The organism is Cellulomonas telluris (assembly GCF_004886325.1).
In the GTDB taxonomy this organism is placed as follows: domain Bacteria; phylum Actinomycetota; class Actinomycetes; order Actinomycetales; family Cellulomonadaceae; genus Cellulomonas; species Cellulomonas telluris.
In genome coordinates this window covers 125,976-143,373 of record NZ_QXFN01000001.1, presented here as the reverse complement: position 1 = coordinate 143,373, position 17,398 = coordinate 125,976, and the positions used below count along the sequence as shown (strand labels likewise).

The following is a 17,398-nucleotide window of genomic DNA, read 5'->3' as shown; positions in this document are numbered from 1 at the left end:
GGGCGGGGGGTCAGGCGGCGGTCGCGACGAGGGCCGCGACGGACGCCGCCACCACCGGCGCCGCCAGCAGCAGGCCCTGCTGCACGATCACACCGGCGGGCACGTGCAGCAGCAGCGCCCTGCAGCGCTGCCACCACAGCACGGTCGCGAGCGAGCCCCACGGCGTGAGGACCGCGCCGGCCCCGGTGCCGACCAGCAGCGCCGCGAGCCGCAGCGGGTCGGCGGCCGCGGCGGGCTCGAGCGCGAGGTACGCGGGCAGGTTGTTGACGACGTTCGACGTGAGCGCCGCGGTCGCGGCGAGCCGCAGCAGCGCGCCGAGGTCGTCGCCCTCGCCGGCCGCGGACGCCGCCAGCGCCGCGCCGCCGTGGACGCGCACCGTCTCGACGACGACGAACAGGCCGCCGACGACGAGCAGCGTGCGCCACGGCACGAGCTCGGCCGGGGGAGCGGGCCACGGGCGACGGCGCACCGCCGTCGCCACCGCCAGCACGGCCGCGGCCGCGGCGCCGGCGACCACGGGCTCGACGCCGGCCACGAACGCGGTCGCCATGAGCACGGTCGTCACGGCGGCGACGACGAGCAGCGGCCGGTCCGGCACCGCGCGGGCCGGGGGTGCGTCGTACCGCCCGCCGATGGACCGGCGGTCGCGCAGCGCCAGGAGGGCCACCGTGACGACCACGGCGGCCAGCGCGGGCGCCCACATGAGCGCGAGGTAGTCGGCGCCGGTCCGGCGCAGCGCGCGGTCGGCGAGCAGGTTCGTCAGGTTGGAGACCGGCAGGACGAGCGAGGCCGTGTTCGCGAGCGCGACGACGACGAGCGCGAACCGCAGCGGGTCCGAGCCGGTCCGGCGGGCGAGCGCGACGACGACGGGCGTCAGCAGCACGGCCGTCGTGTCGAGGGAGAGCACCGCGGTGGAGACGGTCGCGAGCACCACGACGAGCAGCCACAGCACGGGGCGTCGGCCGCGGGCGAGCCGGGACGTCGCCGCCGCGGCGGCGTCGAAGAGCCCGGCGGCGGCGCAGAGCTCGGCGACGACCGTGAGCGCGGCCAGGAACAGCAGCACCGGGCCGGTGCGCTCGACCAGGTCGCGGGCGTCGGCCACCGGCAGCGCGCCGGTCGCCACGAGCGTGCCGCCGACGACGACGGCCACCAGCCACCAGGGCACCCGACGGACCGCACGCACAGGCGGACGCTACGGCAGGCGGCCGCCGGGCGCCCCGACGCCGGCGCGGGCCGCCGCCCTCCCGCCGTTAGCAACGGGCGTTGACAGGCTCGGCCGAGCAACCTAGGTTGACACGCGTGGAACAACCCGAGGTCGCCGTCGCCGCCGGCGACACGTCCGACCCGCTCACCGGGCTGCGGGCCGTGTCCTCGCTGCGCGTGCTCGTCGAGTCCTACGAGCTGCGCCAGGTCGAGGCCGCGCTGCGTGCCGGCATGAGCTGGCAGGAGATCGCCGACGCCCTCGGCGTCACGCGGCAGGCCGTCCACAAGAAGTACGCCAGGCGCATCGACCCGACCATCGCCGTCCCTCGGAGGAACCGCACATGAGCCGCCTGACGGACGCCGTCGTCCTCTCGCAGCAGATCGTCGTCACGGCCACCGAGGAGGCCTACCGCGTCGGGCACGCCGAGCTCGAGCTCGACGACCTGCTCGTCGCGCTCACGGCCGTCGGCGGCCCGGCGGGCGACGTGCTGCGCTCGCTCGGGGTCACCGTGGACCGCGCGCGGTCCGCCGTCGCGCAGGTGCACGCCGACCGGCTCGCCCGCGCCGGCGTGCCCGCGCCGCCCGCCCAGCCGCGCACGCTGCCCCGCACGGGAGGCGGGCTGCCGTGGTCGCCGCGCGCCGACCGCGTGCTCACGGCGGGCCAGTGGGACCTGCGCCTGGTCGACGACCGCCGGATCCTGCGGGACCTGGTGCGCGAGCCGAGCGGGTTCGTGGCGGAGGTGCTCGCCGTGCTCGGGCTCGACGCGGAGGGCGTCCTGACCGCGCTCGACGCGTGGGTCCCGACCGCGACCGCACCCTCCGGCGCCCTGTTCAGCCCGGACCCGCGTCCGTGGCGCACCGTGACCCGCCGCGGGTGGGTCCCGGCGGCGCCCGCCGAGGTCTGGTCGCTGGTGACCGACCCGGCGCGCCGCACCGCGTGGGACCCGTGGTACTCAGCGGTCGAGGAGCGGGCCGACGGCGTCCTCGCCGCGACGCTGGTCGGCGAGGCGGAGGGCGCCAAGCCCGTGCCGCCGGGCTTCGAGCGGCAGGAGGTGGTCCCCGTCGCGCGGGAGGAAGGGCGCCTGGTCGAGTGGGAGCTGCGCCGCCCCGACCGCCCCGGCGGCGCGCCCGTGCAGCGCCTGGCGGTCGCGCTCACCCCGTCCGGGGGCGGCACGCGCGTGGACCTCACCGTCCGCTGGCTCGGGGTCGGCGGCTGGCGTGCGGTGGTGGGGCTGCTGCTGCGCCCCGTGGCCCGGCTGGCCTGGGGCCAGATGCTGCTGGCCAAGCACGCGGGGATCGCCCGCGCGCTCCGCTGAGCGTCACCGCCCCAGCAGCCCCAGCTCCAGCGCCCGCAGCACCGCGCGCGTGCGGTCCCGCACGCCGAGCTTGAGCAGCACGGCGGAGACGTGGTTCTTCACCGTGCCGGGTGCGAGGTGCAGCGAGTCCGCGATCTCGCGGTTCGACCAGCCCGCCGCGAGCAGCCGCAGCACGTCCAGCTCGCGGGCGGTCAGCGGCTCGGGCCGCTCGATGCCCTCGACGGCGGCCGGCCGGTCGAGCAGCGCGCGCAGCAGCCGCTCGGTGACCGCCGGCTGCCACAGCCGCTCGCCGTCCGCCACGCGGCGCACCGCGTCGACGAGCTGGTCGAGCGTCACGTCCTTGAGCAGGTACCCGCGGGCTCCCGCGCCGAGCGCCCGCGCCACGAGCGCGTCGTCGTCGAACGTCGTGAGCACGAGCACGGGCGTGGGGTCGTCCGCCTCCCGCAGCGCCTCCAGCACGGCGATGCCGTCGCGGCGCGGCATCTGCAGGTCGAGCAGCAGGACGTCCGGGCGGTGCTCGGCGACCAGCGCGAGCGCCTCGTCGCCGTCGGCGCCCTCCGCCACCACGTCGACCGCGTCGGTCAGCGCGAGCAGCCCGCGCACCCCCTGGCGGACGAGCGTCTGGTCGTCGACCAGCACGACCCGGGTCACGCGGGCACCCGCGCCGTCACGCGGAACCCGCGGCCGGGCCCGGGGTCCACGGCGAGCGTCCCGCCGAGCGCCGCCACCCGCTCCTGCATGCCCCGCAGGCCGTGCCCCGGCTCCCAGGCCACGGCACCGGGGCCGTCGTCGTGCACGTCGACCTCGACGTCGTCGCCCTCGCGCCGCACGCGCACCGCGAGCCGCGTCGCACCCGGCGCGTGCCGCAGCGCGTTCGTCGCCGCCTCCTGCACGCACCGCACCACGGCGACGAGTCGGGCGTCGTCCAGCCGCAGCGCGGGGTCGACGGACAGCGCGACCGTCAGGCCCGGCAGGTCGAGGACCTCGCGCAGGGTCGGCTCCAGGTCGCCCGCGCCGCCGCGCAGCTCGCCGACCACCGCACGGACGTCCCGCAGCAGGTCCTTCGCGACCGCGCGGGCCCGCGCGACGTGCTCGGCGGCCTCCCCCTCGACCCGGTGCGACGCGATCTCGAGCTCCAGCGCGAGCGCTGTGAGCTGGTGGCCGATGACGTCGTGCAGGTCGCGCGCGATGCGCAGCCGCTCGGCGTCGCGGCTCGACGCGCCGAGCAGCACGGTCGTCGCCCGCAGGTCGGCGTGCGCGGCGGCGAGGTCGGCGTGCACGGCCGCGAGCGCGGCGTGGGCCGCGTCGGCCTCCTCGCGCGCCTGCGCCTCGCGCATGGCCGTCCGCACGACGATCGCCGCGAACGCCTGGAACGACGCGTAGATCGCCACCGTGAAGGGCACGCCGATCGTGCCCCGCCCGTCGAGCGCCGCGCCCACGGCCGTCACCAGGGACTGCAGGGTGACCAGACCGACGACGCCCGCCGGGGTGAGCAGCGCGGTCGCCGCCGCCGCTGTGACGACGAACAGCACCGGCGTCCAGTCGGCGGAGGGGTTCGCCACCCAGGCGACGGAGGCGGCCACGACGAGGACGACGACGAGCACGCGCTCGGGCGGCTGCCGGCGCAGCGGCACGAGCTCGGCGTCGAGGGCGAACGCGGCCGCGTACACCGCGAACGCGGCCCACCACACGGCCCGGGCCGCCGCCGGGGCCTGGGTGAACGTCAGGTCGGTGACGACCTGGGCGACCCCGACCGCGACGACGGCGAGCATGCCGGCGCCCGCGCCGAGCCGGTCGGCGGGCTGCGTCGCCGTGGGCGCCCGCGGGCCCGCCCGGAGCGGCTCGCCCGCGCCGGACCCCGCAGGGGTGGGGCTCCCGACGGCGTCCACCCGGCGACCGTAGCGCGGGCCCCGCGGCCCCGGGAGTGCCGGAGGTCATGGGTGCAGCCGGTGACCGCCGGCACGTCCGCCCGCCCCGGTGGTGTCCCTAGCGTCGAGGACGCCGGACCAGCCGCCCGACCGGGGCGGCGACGGACGAGGGAAGGGGGCCGCCGTGGGCGCGGTGCTGGAGCTGGACGACGTGCACAAGGAGTACGCGGGCGTGCCGGCGCTCGACGGCCTCGACCTGGCCGTCGAGGAGGGGGAGCTCGTCGCCGTGCTCGGCCCGAACGGGGCGGGCAAGACGACGACGTTCGAGCTGCTGCTGGGGCTGGCACGGCCGACGCAGGGGCGGGTGCGCGTGCTCGGCGGCCGCCCGGGGGCGCAGCGGGGGCGCGTCGGCGCGATGCTGCAGGGCGCCGGCCTGCCCGAGCAGGTGACGGTGCGCGAGCTGGTCGGGCTGGTCGGCCGGGCGTACCCGCGCGCGCACCGGACCGACGACGTGCTGGCGCGGACCGCGTTAACCAAGCACGCGGACAAGGTCGTCACCGCCCTGTCCGGCGGGGAGCGGCAGCGTCTGCTGCTCGCGATGGCCCTGGTCGGCGCGCCCGACCTGCTGCTGCTCGACGAGCCGACCGCCGCCATGGACGTCGCCTCGCGCCGCGCCTTCTGGGAGCGGGCGCGCGAGAGCGTCGCCGACGGCGCCACCGTCGTCTTCGCGACCCACGACCTCGCCGAGGCGCAGGGCGTGGCCGACCGCGTCGTCGTCCTCGCGGACGGCCGCGTGCGGGCCGACGCGAGCCCCGACGAGCTGACCCACCACGGGCGGGACGACCTCGAGGAGGTCTTCCTCACCCTCACGCAGGAGCGCACGAGCGCCGGACCGGACGGAGAGGACCGATGACGGCGACACCCCGCACCTCCGCGACGCACGGCACGGGACGGCCCGCTGCCGCGCCTGTCGCTGCCGCACCGCGCGCGGCGGCTCCGCGCCCCACCGGCGGACGGGCCGGGCTGCTGGCCGCCACGGTGGTGGTCGACCTGCGCTCGTCGTTCCGCAACGCCGAGTTCGCGGTGGGCGCCGTGGCGGTGCCCGTGCTGCTCTACGCGATGTTCGGGCTGCCCAACGCGTCCTCGCAGCTGCCGGGCGGGACCCGCGTGGGTCTGGCGATGCTCGTCTCGCTCACCGCGTACGGCGTCGTCTCGCTCGCGCTGTTCACGTTCGGCGAGAACGTCGCCAAGGACCGCGGCCGCGGCTGGTTCCGCACGCTGCGCGCGACCCCGTTCCCCACGGGCGTGTACCTGGCGGGCACGTCGCTCACCGCGGCGGTGCACGCGCTGCTCATCGTGCTCAGCACCGGCCTGCTGGCGGCGCTCGCGGGCGGTGTGCGGCTCGACGTGGGGGAGTGGGCGGCGTTCGCGGCCCTCATGACGGCGGGGGTGCTGCTGTTCAGCACGCTGGGCTTCGCGATCGCGTACCTGGCGCGGCCGCGCGCGGCGACGGTCGTCGCGAACCTGCTGTTCCTGCCGCTCGCGTTCGCGTCCGGGTTCTTCATGCCGCTCTCGGAGCTGCCCGACGTCATGGGCGACATCGCGCCGTACCTGCCGACGTTCCACTTCGGTCAGCTCGCCTACCGGCTCGTCATGCCGGACGCGGACGTGGCGGCGTTCACCGGGGCGGCCACGCAGCCGGTCGCGGTGCACGTCGCGTGGGTGCTCGGCAGCGCCGTGCTGCTCGGCGCGGTCGCGCTGCTCGCCGCCCGCCGCGAGGCGGTCACCCGCCGCGGCTGACGGGCCGATGGAGCGCACGTGCGCTCATCCGCGTGCAGGAGCCAGTGTGTCGAGCGGATCCTGCATCACGGCGTACACGGCGCGCGCCAACCAGTAGTCACGCCCGCTGATGCGACCAACCTTCGTGAGCCATCCTCGGCGTTCCGCCTCAGCCACGAGGTTGCGCGCGCCCTGGTTCGTCAGGCCCGATGCAGCCTCTGCGCGAGCGACCGTGATGACCGGGTTCTGGAAGACAAGGTCTGCGATGACGGACAGGCGGGACCGGCTCGTCGACGCCTCCGCGAAGTACTCCTCGCGCTTCTGCACGAGGAGGCGAGCCCTGGTTGCCCCGTCCGTTGCCTGCTTCTCGACTGCGGTCAGGAAGAACTGCAGCCACTCCTGGATCTGCCCCTTCTCGCGGACTGCCTGTAGCCGGGCGTAGTACTCGGACCGGTGGTTCTCCAGGTAGCCCGAGAGGTAGAGGATCGGCGACGGTAGGCGGCCCTGCTGGATGAGGTAGAGCGATACGAGAAGACGCCCGATCCTCCCGTTGCCGTCGAGGAACGGGTGGATCGTCTCGAACTGGTAGTGCAGCAGACCGGCGTGGACCAAGGGCGGGTATGGACTCGGCTCGTTCGCGAACGACTCAAGGTCTCCCATCAGCTCGGGCAGTTGGGTGTGGAGGGGTGGAACGTACTCCGCCGTGTCAGGGGTGTCGGTAGGAGACCCGACCCACACGGGCGAGGTGCGCAGCTGCCCGGGCATGCGCTCCTGTCCGCGGACTCCCTGGAGGAGCTCCTTGTGAACCGCCTTGATCAAGCGCTGGCTCAGCGGGAGCTCCTCGATCAGCTTCATGCCGAGCCGGGCGGCCGAGATGTACTGCCAGACCTCTTCCGTGTCCGCGTTCGCTTTGCTGAGGTGAATCTCCGTTCGAAGCACCTCATCGAGGGTCGTGCGAGTCCCTTCGATGCGCGTGCTCGCGAGCGCCTCTCGTCGCAGGTAAGGGCCGAGCAGCAGCTCGGGGTCGCGGACAAGGTGTCCGAATCCCGCAAGGAGACCCAGCGCGTTGTCTGCACGAGACAGCGCGGAGACCGTCGCGAGGTCCAGCTGGAGGTCACGAGGAATCGGTCGCGGGCTGTAGTGCCAGAACGCGCGACTGTCGCCCGGGGTCCGGTGAGGGCGGCCGAACGGGGTGTCCATGTACGCCGTGGGCAACATGCTCCAACGATAGCGGCAACGCACTTGGTCATCCGGCACAGTTCCACACGCGCTGCCTTGGATTGTCTACCCGACTGCTCAAGTTCATTAGGAGTTGCAGGCCGGACTTCCAACTCTTCGCACGTCACGCTTGGTGCGGGAGTGAATCATCCAAGTGGCACTTGGACGCCTCCTGCTTCCCTTGGAGGAGGCCGATCGTGATGCTGCGCGCTCAGCGCGTCGGGCGGTCCGCGACGCGGTCGAGCAGGAGCACCGCGATGTCGGCGACCTCCGGCACCCCCGGCCGCGCGACGGGCGCCGCCGTCCCGCGCAGGTCGCCCGCCGCCGGCGCCGTCACCGGCTCGCCCGCCTCCGGGGCACGTGCGGTGGCGGCGACGCCGTCGCTCAGCATCACGGTGCAGAAGGGGCAGGCGGTCGCGATCGCGTCGGCACCCGTCGCGACCGCCTCGGCCGCGCGGACGGTGCCGATGCGCTCGCCGAGGCTCTCCTCCATCCACATCCGCGCACCGCCGGCGCCGCAGCAGAAGGACGTCTCCCGGTTCCGCGGCATCTCGGCCAGCTCCACGCCCGGGATCGCGGCGACGAGGTCGCGCGGGGGTGTGTAGACCTCGTTGTGCCGGCCCAGGTAGCAGGGGTCGTGGTACGTGACCGTCCGGCCCGTGCCGTCGTCGCCGGTGCCGGGGGCGAAGCGCAGGCGTCCCTCGCCGACGAGCCGGTCGAGCAGCTGCGTGTGGTGCACGACCTCGAACCGCCCGCCCATCGCCGGGTACTCGCGCGCGATCGTGTTGAAGCAGTGCGCGCACGTCACGACGATCCGCTGCGCGCCGGCCTCGGTGAGGGTCTCGACGTTCTGCGTCGCGAGCATCTGGTAGAGCAGCTCGTTGCCGGCGCGGCGCGCGGGGTCGCCGCTGCAGGTCTCGCCGTCGCCGAGGACGGCGAACGAGACGCCCGCGACGTGCAGCAGCTCGGCGACCGCCCGCGTCGTGCGCCTCGCCCGGTCCTCGAAGGCCCCGGCGCAGCCGACCCAGAACAGGTAGTCGACGTCGGCGGCGGACTCGACGTCGGCGCCGACCACCGGCACGTCGAACGGCAGCCCCTTCGCCCAGTCCAGGCGCTGCCGGGCCGGCAGGCCCCACGGGTTGCCGCGCCGCTCGAGCTTGGTGAACGTGCCGCCGAGCTCGGCGGGGAACGCCGACTCCATGAGCACCTGGTAGCGGCGGATGTCCACGAGCGTGTCGACGTGCTCGATGTCGACCGGGCACTGCTGGACGCACGCGCCGCACGTCGTGCAGGACCACAGCACGTCGGGGTCGATCACGCCGGCGCCGACCAGGTCGACGCCCAGGTGCGGGTCGGCGGCGGCCTCGGCCGGCGCACCCGCCGCGCGCGCCGCGGTGACGTACGGCGCGGTCGCCGCCGCGTGGTCGCGCAGCGCCGTCATGACGAGCTTGGGGTTGAGCGGCTTGCCCGTGGCCCACGCCGGGCACTGCTCCTGGCAGCGACCGCACTCGGTGCAGGTGGAGGTGTCGAGCAGCTGCTTCCACGTGAGGTCCTCGACGGCGCCGGCGCCGAGCCGCACGTCGTCCGGCAGGTCCTCGGCGGCCGTGAGGTCGAGCGGCGCGCCGTCCGGGCCGCGCAGCGGTGCGAGCGGCCCCAGCGCCGGGGAGCCGTCCGGCTCGCGGCGTGCGTACACGTTGACGAACGCCAGGAACCGGTGCCACGCGATGCCGGCCGTGGGCGACAGGCCGACGAACACGAACCAGCCCATCGAGACGAGGATCTTCACGGTCGCGACGACGAGCACGGCGGCCTCGAGCGTCGCGGCCGGGGCCCCGGTCCACGCCGCCCCGAACCACGCGGTCAGCGGGAAGTGCAGCGCCGTCGCCCACGGCTCGCCGTCCTGCGCGCCCAGCGCGTACTCGAGCCCGCGCAGGGCCAGCACCGCGAGCACGACGAGCCAGATGGTCGCCTCGACGACGTACGCCCAGCGCATGTTCGACCGGAAGAACCGGGAGCGCCGCTGCTGCGCCGTCACGGGCTGCGGCTCGGCGCCGGCGTGCGGCACGGCGTGCGGGCCGTCCTCCCCGGCGGCGTCGGTCGTCACGGCGACGCCCGGACGCGGGCGCGCGCGCAGGCGCACCGACGTCAGGTACGCGATGCCGACGAGCCCGAGCCACGCGAAGACCTCGACCGCCCACTCCAGCGGCGCCCAGTGGCCGAGCACCGGCAGGCCGTAGCGCGGGTCGACGAGCTGCCCGTACCCGGTCAGCAGCGTCACGACCAGGACGGGGAAGGACACCATGACCACCCAGTGCGCGGCGCGCACCGCCGGCCGCTGCTGGAAGCGCCCGTGCCCGACGACCTCGCGCACGAGCGTGCGCAGCCGCTGACCGGCCGGTCCCGACCGCCCGGGCGCGGCCCGTCCGACCCGCACCGTCCGCACGATCACCACGACGCCGCGCACGAACGCGGCCACGCCGACGACCGTCGCGACGGACGCCAGCACGACGCACACCACCTGCAGGGGGCTCACCTCGCTCACGCTAACGGCGGCCGGCGACGCCGGGGACGGTCGTCCGTCCCGGGAAGTGGGCGGCACGGCGGCGGGACGGGCTGGGGTCGGCTCGCCGTCGGCACCGGACGTCCCGCCCCGGTTGCCGCGACGGCGGGCGCACGGAGCATGGACGGATGGAGACCTTCGTCATCCCCGTCACGTTCCCCGACCTCGACACCGCGAAGCGTGACGGGAGCACGTTCCTGGACCGGCTGCGGACCTCCGGCCTCGCCGCCGAGATGCCGGACGCCCCCGTCGACGACGGCGAGGCGGACGCCGGACGCCCCGACCCCGGCCCGACGACGCTCGAGCTGCAGGTGCACGCCGAGAGCGCGGAGGAGGCGCGGCGGCAGGTCGAGACGGTGATGGACGGGCAGTTCCCACCGGGGATGGTGCTCCTGGGGGAGCCCATCCGGCTCTGATCCGACGGCCCGCACGACCCGTCCACAGCCCTCCCGACGCGGGAGCGCGTCCACCCGGGAGGGTGAGCGCGCGACCGGTGGCACGACGAGCGGTTGATAGAGTTCTGGTGCTCCCTTGCCCATCACGACGGCGCTCCCGCGTCGCCGCGCATGGCCGCACCTTCGACCGCCCGGCCGCCCGGCTCCCCCCGGGCCGGTCCCCGGACGCCCGTCCCCGCGGCGTCCGGGTCGGGCCACATCGAGACCTGCCGCCCACCGCCCCCGACCAGGACGGAGAGCCGGACGTTGCTGCTGCTGCTGACCGTGCACCTCGCAGCGGCCCTCGTCGCGCCCGCGCTCGTCGCGTGGCTCGGTCGCCGGGCGTTCTGGGTCCTCGCCCTGGCCCCCGCCTCGGCGGCCGCGTGGGCGCTCGCGCACACCGCGGTCGTGCGGTACGGGCGCGGGCCCGTCGAGGTCGTCGAGTGGATCCCGACGCTGGGCCTCGAGCTGTCGTTCCGGCTGGACACGCTGTCGTGGCTGATGACGGTGGTCGTGGGCGGCGTCGGTGCGCTCGTGCTCGTCTACTGCTCGGCGTACTTCAAGCCGACCGCGGCCGGCCTGGGTCGCTTCGGCGGGGTCTTCACGGCGTTCGCCGGCTCGATGCTCGGGCTGGTCACCGCGGACGACATGCTGCTGCTGTTCGTCTTCTGGGAGCTCACGACGGTCACGTCGTACCTGCTCATCGGGCACTACGCGGACCGCAAGGCGAGCCGCCGAGCGGCGATGCAGGCCATCGTGGTGACGACCGCCGGTGGCCTGGCCATGCTCGTCGGCGTCGTCCTGCTCGCGCACGAGGCCGGGTCGTACTCGCTCTCCGCGCTCCTGGCGGACCCGCCGACCCAGGGGCCGCTCGTCGTCGCGGGCATCGCGTGCCTGCTCGCCGGTGCGGTGACGAAGTCGGCGCTCGTCCCGTTCCACTACTGGCTGCCCGCGGCGATGGCCGCGCCGACCCCCGTGAGCGCGTACCTGCACGCGGCAGCGATGGTGAAGGCCGGCGTGTACCTCATCGCGCGGTTCGCCCCCGCGTACGCCGACCAGCCGGTGTGGCAGTGGACCGTGGTCCTGCTCGGCGCCGGCACGCTGCTGCTCGGCGGGTACCGGGCGCTGCGCCAGCACGACCTCAAGCTCGTCCTCGCGTTCGGCACGGTGAGCCAGCTCGGCCTGATCGTCCTGCTCGTCGGGCAGGGCACGCAGGGGGCCGCGCTCGCGGGCCTGGCGATGCTCGGCGCGCACGCGATGTTCAAGGCGTCGCTGTTCCTCGTCGTCGGCATCGTCGACGCCGCGTGCGGCACGCGTGACCTGCGGCGCCTGTCGGGCGTGGGCCGGGAGCTGCCGTGGACGGCCGCGGCCGGCGCGCTCGCGACCGCGTCGATGATCGGCCTGCCGCCGTTCGCGGGCTACGTCGCCAAGGAGGCGGGGCTCGAGGCCCTGCTGCACGCCGAGGGCGACCCGCTCGGCTGGGTCGTGCTCGGCGCGGTCGTCGTCGGCTCCGCGCTCACCGTCGCGTACGGGCTGCGCCTGTGGTGGGGCGCGTTCGCGACGAAGAAGGCCGTGCTCACCGAGGCGCAGGCGGACGACGGCGAGGGCGGCGCGACGACGACGTCGCTCGCCGAGGGAGGCCACGAGTCGTCGGCGCCCGCGCAGATCACCCACCCGTCGCTGCTGCTCGTGTGGCCCGCGCTGGTCCTCGCGCTGCTCGGTGTCGCCGTCGCCCTGCTGCCGGGGCTCGGCGAGGACCTGCTCCTGCCGCACGCCTCGACCTACCCGCACGGCGAGCCCGGGCACCTCGTGCTCTGGGCGGGCGTCACGCCCGCCTTCTGGCTGACGATCGGGATCCTCGGCGTCGGCGGCCTCCTGTTCGTCGCGCGGGACCGGGTGGAGCGCTGGCAGGGCCGGGCGCCGCGCGTGCTCGAGGCCGACCGCGTCTACCGCCGGTCCATGCGCCGCCTGGACGACCTCGCGGCCGACGTCACGGCGATCACGCAGCGCGGCTCGCTGCCCGTCTACCTCGGCATCATCCTGGTCGCGTGGTGCACGGCCGTGGGGACGGCCCTCGCGTCCGGCACGTCGTGGCCCGACGCGGTGCGGCCCTGGGACTACGCCGCGCAGGCCGTGTTCGGCGCCGTGGTCGTGGTGTCGGCGGTCCTCGCCGCGCGCGCCCGGCGCCGGCTCAAGGCGATCATCCTGCTGGGCATCGGCGGGTACGCGATCGCGGGGCTGTTCCTGCTGCACGGTGCGCCGGACCTCGCGCTCACGCAGGTGCTGGTCGAGACGATCTCGCTGGTCGTGTTCGTGCTCGTGCTGCGGCGCCTGCCCCCCTACTTCTCCGACCGCCCGCTCGCCCTGTCGCGGTACGTGCGGCTCGCGATCGGCGTCGCCGTGGGCGTCGTCGTCGCGGGGATCGCGCTCGTCGCACCCTCGGCTCGCGTGCACGCGCCGGTGTCCGCCGACTTCGCCGAGGAGGCGTACGAGTTCGGCGGCGGCAAGAACATCGTCAACGTCACGCTCGTCGACATCCGCGCGTGGGACACCATGGGCGAGATCTCGGTGCTGCTCGTCGCCGCGACGGGCGTCGCCTCGCTCGTCTTCCTGTCCGCGCGGTCAGGCCGCATCTTCCGTGAGCGCGAGGCGCCGGCGGACCGGGCGGTGTGGGGCGGGGTGCCCGACCCGATGGCGGCGATCCGCCGTCCCGCGGGCTCCGTCCAGGTGCCGGCGGACGCCGAGCCGGGAGCCCCGGGCACCCGCCGGGCCGGTGTCGGCACGGGCGCGCGCGCCCGCGAGTGGCTGCGTGCCGGGCGCACGCTCGCGCCGCAGCGCCGCTCCGTCATCTTCGAGGTCGTCGTCCGGCTCCTCTTCCACACGATGATCGTGTACTCGGTGTACCTGCTGTTCAGCGGGCACAACCAGCCCGGCGGCGGGTTCGCCGCGGGCCTGGTCACGGGCATCGCGCTCGCCGTGCGGTACCTGGCGGGCGGGCGCTACGAGCTCGGCGAGGCCGCACCCGTGCAGCCCGGCGTGCTGCTGGGCCTCGGGCTGTTCCTGTCGGCCGGCGTGGGCCTGGGGGCGCTCGTCTTCGGCGGCACGGTGCTGCAGTCGTGGATCCTCGAGTTCACGCTGCCGGTATGGGGCGAGGTGAAGCTCGTGACCAGCCTGTTCTTCGACGTCGGCGTGTACCTCGTGGTCGTCGGGCTGGTGCTCGACGTGCTGCGCAGCCTCGGCGCCGAGATCGACCGACGCGCCGAGTCCGGCGAGGACGAGGTCGCGGCCGACGCGGTCGGCGGCGACGACGTGGCGCGGCTCGAGGCCGGCGAGACGGTCCCGGCGCGCGCGGCGGGGCACGCCGTCGAGCGCGGGTCCGGCGAGGGGCCGGAGGTGGTCCCGTGATCGACATGAGCCCGAACCTGACGCTCGTCGTCGTCATCGGCGTCCTGTTCGCCGCCGGCACCTACCTCGTGCTCGAGCGCAGCCTGACGCGCGTGCTCGTCGGGGTCGCCATGCTCAGCAACGGCGCCAACCTGCTCATCCTCGTGGCGGGCGGTGCCGCCGGGGGACCGCCGCTGATCGGCGTGACCCCTGAGGGGGAGATGTCGGACCCCCTGCCGCAGGCGCTCGTGCTCACGGCCATCGTCATCACGCTCGGCCTCACCGCGTTCCTGCTCGCCATGGCGTACCGCTCGTGGCAGCTGCACCGGCACGACGAGGTGCAGGACGACGTCGAGGACCGCCGCATCGCCCGGCTGGCGGCGCGCGACGAGCGCGCCTTCGAGGACACGGACACGGAGGGCGACGGCGAGACCCTCGCCGAGGAGGCCGCGATCGCACGCGACGAGACCGACCGCGGCGGGCCGGGTTCCGGCGCCGTCGACCACGGGCCGGCGCAGGACGACGAGGACAGCACGGCGGGGGTGACGCGATGACCACGGACTGGACGTGGCTCGTCCCGCTGCCCGTCGTGCTGCCGCTCTCGGCCGCCGGGCTGACGCTCGCGCTCGCGCGTCGCCCACGCCTCCAGCGGATCGTGACGGTCGTCGCGCTCTCGCTCGTGCTCGTGGTGTCCGCGGGGCTGCTCGTGCTGGCCGACGGCGGACCGGTGGTCGTCGACGTCGGCGGGTGGGCCGCGCCGGTCGGCATCGACCTCGTCGCGGACCGGCTGTCCGCCCTCATGCTGACCGTCTCGTCGGCGGTGACGCTGTGCGTCCTGCTGTACTCGCTCGCGCAGGGTCAGCAGGACGGCGAGAGCGGGGCACCGGTCTCGATCTACCACCCGACGTACCTCGTGCTGTCGGCGGGCGTCGCGAACGCGTTCCTCTCGGGCGACCTGTTCAACATCTACGTCGGGTTCGAGATCCTGCTCGCGGCGTCGTACGTGCTGATCTCGCTGAGCGGCACCGGCGAGCGCATCCGGGCCGGCACGGTCTACGTCGTCGTGTCGATCCTGTCGTCGATCCTCTTCCTGGTCGCGATCGGCGCCGTGTACGCCGCGACCGGGACGCTCAACCTCGCGCAGCTCGCGCTCCGGCTGCCGGAGGTCGACCCGGGCGTGCGGCTCGTGCTGCAGGTCGCCCTGCTGCTGGCGTTCGGCATCAAGGCCGCCGTCTTCCCGCTGTCGGCGTGGCTGCCGGACTCGTACCCGACGGCCCCCGCGCCGGTCACCGCGGTGTTCGCCGGCCTGCTCACCAAGGTCGGCGTCTACGCGATCATCCGCACCCAGAGCCTGCTGTTCCCCGAGGGGCGCGTCGACGAGGTGCTCATGGTGCTCGCGCTCGCGACGATGCTCGTCGGCATCCTCGGCGCGGTCGCGCAGGACGACGTCAAGCGACTCCTGTCCTTCACACTCGTCAGCCACATCGGCTACATGGTGTTCGGCATCGCGCTCGGCACCGAGACCGGCTGGACCGCGGCGATCTACTACGTGGTGCACCACATCACCGTCCAGACGGCGCTGTTCCTCGTGGTCGGGCTCGTCGAGCGGTACGGCGGGACGACGTCGCTGGACCGGCTCGGCGGGCTCGCGAAGCTCGCTCCCGTGCTGGCGGTCCTGTTCTTCGTGCCCGCGATGAACCTCGCCGGCATCCCGCCGCTCTCGGGCTTCCTCGGCAAGGTCGGGCTGCTCGAGGCCGGCGTCGCCGTGGGCACGCCGCTCGCGTACGCGCTGGTCGTGGGGTCCGTCGTCACGTCGCTGCTCACCCTGTACGCACTCGTCAAGGCGTGGAACAAGGCGTTCTGGCAGACGCCGCCCGAGGAGCTGCCCCGCACCCGGGTGCCCGCGACGATGGCCGTCCCCGCCGGCGCGCTGGTGGCCGTCGGCGTCGCGCTGACGGTCTTCGCCGGTCCGCTCTACTCGTACACCGAGCGCGCCGCGGAGACGCTCATCGAGCGCACGCCGTACGTCGAGGCCGTCCTGCCCGACGGCCGTCGCGGGCTGGGCGAGTCGGCCGACGTCGCCGAGACCGACGACGAGCCCGGCTCCGACGACGCGGTGGAGGTGGACCCGTGAGCCTGCACCCGCGCCGCGGCTCGCTGCGCACGCAGTGGCCCACGGTCCTGTGGCTGACCGCCGTGTGGGTCCTGCTGTGGGGCGACATCAGCCTCGGCAACGTCGTCAACGGCGCGCTGCTCGGCGTCCTGGTGACGGCGGGACTGCGCATGACCCCGATCGACCTGCACGGGCGCGTGCGTCCGGGGGCGCTGGCGGTGCTGGTCGGGCGTTTCCTCGTCGACCTCGTGCGGGCGTCGTTCGAGGTCAGCCTGGTCGCGCTGCGGCCGCGGCACACGCCGCGGGGTGCGGTCGTGTGCGTGCAGCTGCGCAGCCACTCCGACCTGTACCTCACGCTGACCGCCGAGCTCGTGTCCCTCGTGCCGGGGTCGCTGGTCGTCGAGGCGCACCGGCTCACCGGCCGGCTGTACATCCACGTGCTCGACGTGGAGACGTCGGGCGGGGTCGAGGTCGCGCGCCGGTCGGTGCTGGAGCAGGAGGAGCGGGTGCTGCGCGCGCTCGCGTCGGACGAGGAGCTCGTCCGGGCCGGGCTGGCGGCCGGCCGCGGGCGCAGCCGGGCGGAGGTGACGCGGTGACCGCGATGGACGTGGTGGTCGGCGTCAGCGCCGTGCTGCTCACCCTCGGTGCGACGTTCGCGGTCGTGCGCGCGGAGAAGGGCCCGTCGATGCTCGACCGGACGGTCGCTCTCGACATCGTCGTCACGGCGATGGTCGCCGCCGTCGCGCTGTACGCGGCCGCGCGCCGCCGGGCCGACGTCGTGCCGATCCTCGTCGTGCTGTCCCTCGTCGGGTTCGTCGGGTCGGTGACCATCGCGCGCTTCGCGTCCGTGGAGCCCGAGGGCGAGGGGCGCGTGCGCACGCGCGAGGAGGTCGCTGCCGAGGAGGCCGAGCGCCGCCGCCGCGAGCAGGAGGAGGAGGCGCAGCGCCGGCGCCGGCACGTGCCCGAGAGCACGCAGGACACGGTCGAGGACGCGCCGGACGCCGAGTCGCACGGCGGCGGGGCCGAGGGGGAGGTCCGATGACGGGGGCGACCCGGGGGAGGGGGCGCGCATGAGCGAGGACCAGTGGACCCTCGTCGCGGACGTCGTGTCGGTCGTCTGCCTGCTGGGCGGCGCGTTCTTCGTGCTCGCGGCGGGCGTCGGCGCCCTGCGGTTCCCCGACCTGCTGTCGCGCATGCACGCCGGCACCAAGCCGCAGACGCTCGGGCTGATCCTCGTGCTGGTCGGGCTCGCGCTGCGGCTGCGCGAGGGCGGCGCGGTGTGGGCGCTCGTCCTCGTCGCGATCTTCCAGATGCTCACCGCCCCGGTCGCCGCGCACATGGTCGGACGCGCCGGCTACCGCACGGGCAAGGTGCGGCACGACCTGCTCGTGGTCGACGAGCTCACGCGGGACCTGCGTGCCGCGGGCAACGACACGACGGACGACCCGGAGTCGGGGGAGCCGACGGGACCGGACGCACCGGAGCCGGACGGGGCCGTCGGCCCCCGCTGACCGACGCCGCTG

16 protein-coding genes are annotated in these 17,398 nt (G+C 75.1%); 11 read left to right on the top strand and 5 right to left on the bottom strand.

Features of this window, described 5'->3' with window-relative positions; translation table 11 throughout:
* Positions 1–10: 10 nt before the first annotated feature.
* On the bottom strand, positions 11–1,183 hold the full coding sequence (locus tag FB586_RS00780) for an SLC13 family permease (protein WP_136517448.1): 1,173 nt from the start codon (positions 1,181–1,183) through the stop codon (positions 11–13).
* A 116-nt stretch (positions 1,184–1,299) separates the two neighbouring features.
* Here FB586_RS00780 and FB586_RS00775 point away from each other — a divergent pair, with 116 nt between their 5' ends.
* Positions 1,300–1,548 carry a helix-turn-helix domain-containing protein gene (locus FB586_RS00775; RefSeq protein ID WP_136517447.1) on the top strand — a complete coding sequence of 83 codons (249 nt, stop codon included), beginning with the start codon at positions 1,300–1,302 and terminating at the stop codon, positions 1,546–1,548.
* A complete protein-coding gene (locus tag FB586_RS00770) occupies positions 1,545–2,519 on the top strand; it encodes an SRPBCC family protein (RefSeq protein ID WP_136517446.1) in 975 nt (324 codons plus the stop codon). Before FB586_RS00775 ends, FB586_RS00770 begins: the two co-directional genes overlap by 4 nt.
* A gap of 3 nt (positions 2,520–2,522) precedes the next feature.
* Here the strand turns inward: FB586_RS00770 and FB586_RS00765 are convergent, their stop codons facing one another.
* Both FB586_RS00765 and FB586_RS00760 read right to left on the bottom strand, forming a co-directional pair.
* Positions 2,523–3,170 (bottom strand): response regulator, encoded by a 648-nt coding sequence (locus FB586_RS00765; RefSeq protein ID WP_136517445.1) that lies wholly within the window; start codon positions 3,168–3,170, stop codon positions 2,523–2,525.
* On the bottom strand, positions 3,167–4,408 hold the full coding sequence (locus FB586_RS00760) for a sensor histidine kinase (RefSeq protein ID WP_136517444.1): 1,242 nt from the start codon (positions 4,406–4,408) through the stop codon (positions 3,167–3,169). The genes FB586_RS00765 and FB586_RS00760 overlap by 4 nt, the downstream gene beginning before the upstream one ends.
* A 163-nt stretch (positions 4,409–4,571) precedes the next feature.
* Here FB586_RS00760 and FB586_RS00755 point away from each other — a divergent pair, with 163 nt between their 5' ends.
* Positions 4,572–5,300, top strand: a complete 729-nt coding sequence (locus FB586_RS00755; protein WP_168800402.1) for an ABC transporter ATP-binding protein — start codon at positions 4,572–4,574, stop codon at positions 5,298–5,300.
* Positions 5,297–6,187 (top strand): ABC transporter permease, encoded by an 891-nt coding sequence (locus FB586_RS00750; protein WP_136517442.1) that lies wholly within the window; start codon positions 5,297–5,299, stop codon positions 6,185–6,187. The genes FB586_RS00755 and FB586_RS00750 overlap by 4 nt, the downstream gene beginning before the upstream one ends.
* Before the next feature lie 24 nt (positions 6,188–6,211).
* Here the strand turns inward: FB586_RS00750 and FB586_RS00745 are convergent, their stop codons facing one another.
* Complete coding sequence (locus FB586_RS00745; protein WP_136517441.1) at positions 6,212–7,384, bottom strand: Fic family protein; 1,173 nt, start codon at positions 7,382–7,384, stop codon at positions 6,212–6,214.
* A gap of 211 nt (positions 7,385–7,595) precedes the next feature.
* A complete protein-coding gene (locus FB586_RS00740; RefSeq protein WP_136517440.1) occupies positions 7,596–9,917 on the bottom strand; it encodes a (Fe-S)-binding protein in 2,322 nt (773 codons plus the stop codon).
* Between the two features lie 155 nt (positions 9,918–10,072).
* On the opposite strand from FB586_RS00740, the gene FB586_RS00735 reads away from it, so the two are divergent.
* From FB586_RS00735 to mnhG, 7 genes are all read left to right on the top strand, one after another.
* The gene (locus tag FB586_RS00735; RefSeq protein ID WP_136517439.1) at positions 10,073–10,360 is read left to right on the top strand and encodes a hypothetical protein; all 288 of its coding nucleotides are present in this window, start codon (positions 10,073–10,075) and stop codon (positions 10,358–10,360) included.
* Between the two features lie 285 nt (positions 10,361–10,645).
* Positions 10,646–13,783 (top strand): Na+/H+ antiporter subunit A, encoded by a 3,138-nt coding sequence (locus FB586_RS00730; protein ID WP_136517438.1) that lies wholly within the window; start codon positions 10,646–10,648, stop codon positions 13,781–13,783.
* 5 nt (positions 13,784–13,788) lie between these two features.
* Entirely contained in the window at positions 13,789–14,316 is a 528-nt protein-coding gene (locus FB586_RS00725; protein ID WP_136518224.1) for a Na(+)/H(+) antiporter subunit C, read from the top strand.
* Positions 14,313–15,896: a Na+/H+ antiporter subunit D gene (locus FB586_RS00720; protein ID WP_136517437.1), complete on the top strand. Its 1,584-nt coding sequence runs from the start codon at positions 14,313–14,315 to the stop codon at positions 15,894–15,896. The genes FB586_RS00725 and FB586_RS00720 overlap by 4 nt, the downstream gene beginning before the upstream one ends.
* Positions 15,893–16,471, top strand: a complete 579-nt coding sequence (locus FB586_RS00715; protein WP_136517436.1) for a Na+/H+ antiporter subunit E — start codon at positions 15,893–15,895, stop codon at positions 16,469–16,471. The genes FB586_RS00720 and FB586_RS00715 overlap by 4 nt, the downstream gene beginning before the upstream one ends.
* A gap of 5 nt (positions 16,472–16,476) precedes the next feature.
* The gene (locus FB586_RS00710) at positions 16,477–16,917 is read left to right on the top strand and encodes an MrpF/PhaF family protein (RefSeq protein WP_136518223.1); all 441 of its coding nucleotides are present in this window, start codon (positions 16,477–16,479) and stop codon (positions 16,915–16,917) included.
* Positions 16,918–16,945: 28 nt separating this feature from the next.
* The gene (gene mnhG / locus FB586_RS00705; RefSeq protein ID WP_136517435.1) at positions 16,946–17,386 is read left to right on the top strand and encodes a monovalent cation/H(+) antiporter subunit G; all 441 of its coding nucleotides are present in this window, start codon (positions 16,946–16,948) and stop codon (positions 17,384–17,386) included.
* Positions 17,387–17,398 lie beyond the last annotated feature (12 nt).

Coding starts and splice junctions, on each gene's coding strand:
- FB586_RS00735 (WP_136517439.1), top strand. CDS start 10,073: ATGGAGACCTTCGTCATCCCCGTCACGTTCCCCGACCTCGACACCGCG.
- mnhG (WP_136517435.1), top strand. CDS start 16,946: ATGAGCGAGGACCAGTGGACCCTCGTCGCGGACGTCGTGTCGGTCGTC.
- FB586_RS00710 (WP_136518223.1), top strand. CDS start 16,477: ATGGACGTGGTGGTCGGCGTCAGCGCCGTGCTGCTCACCCTCGGTGCG.
- FB586_RS00750 (WP_136517442.1), top strand. CDS start 5,297: ATGACGGCGACACCCCGCACCTCCGCGACGCACGGCACGGGACGGCCC.
- FB586_RS00745 (WP_136517441.1), bottom strand. CDS start 7,384: ATGTTGCCCACGGCGTACATGGACACCCCGTTCGGCCGCCCTCACCGG.
- FB586_RS00720 (WP_136517437.1), top strand. CDS start 14,313: ATGACCACGGACTGGACGTGGCTCGTCCCGCTGCCCGTCGTGCTGCCG.
- FB586_RS00770 (WP_136517446.1), top strand. CDS start 1,545: ATGAGCCGCCTGACGGACGCCGTCGTCCTCTCGCAGCAGATCGTCGTC.
- FB586_RS00725 (WP_136518224.1), top strand. CDS start 13,789: ATGAGCCCGAACCTGACGCTCGTCGTCGTCATCGGCGTCCTGTTCGCC.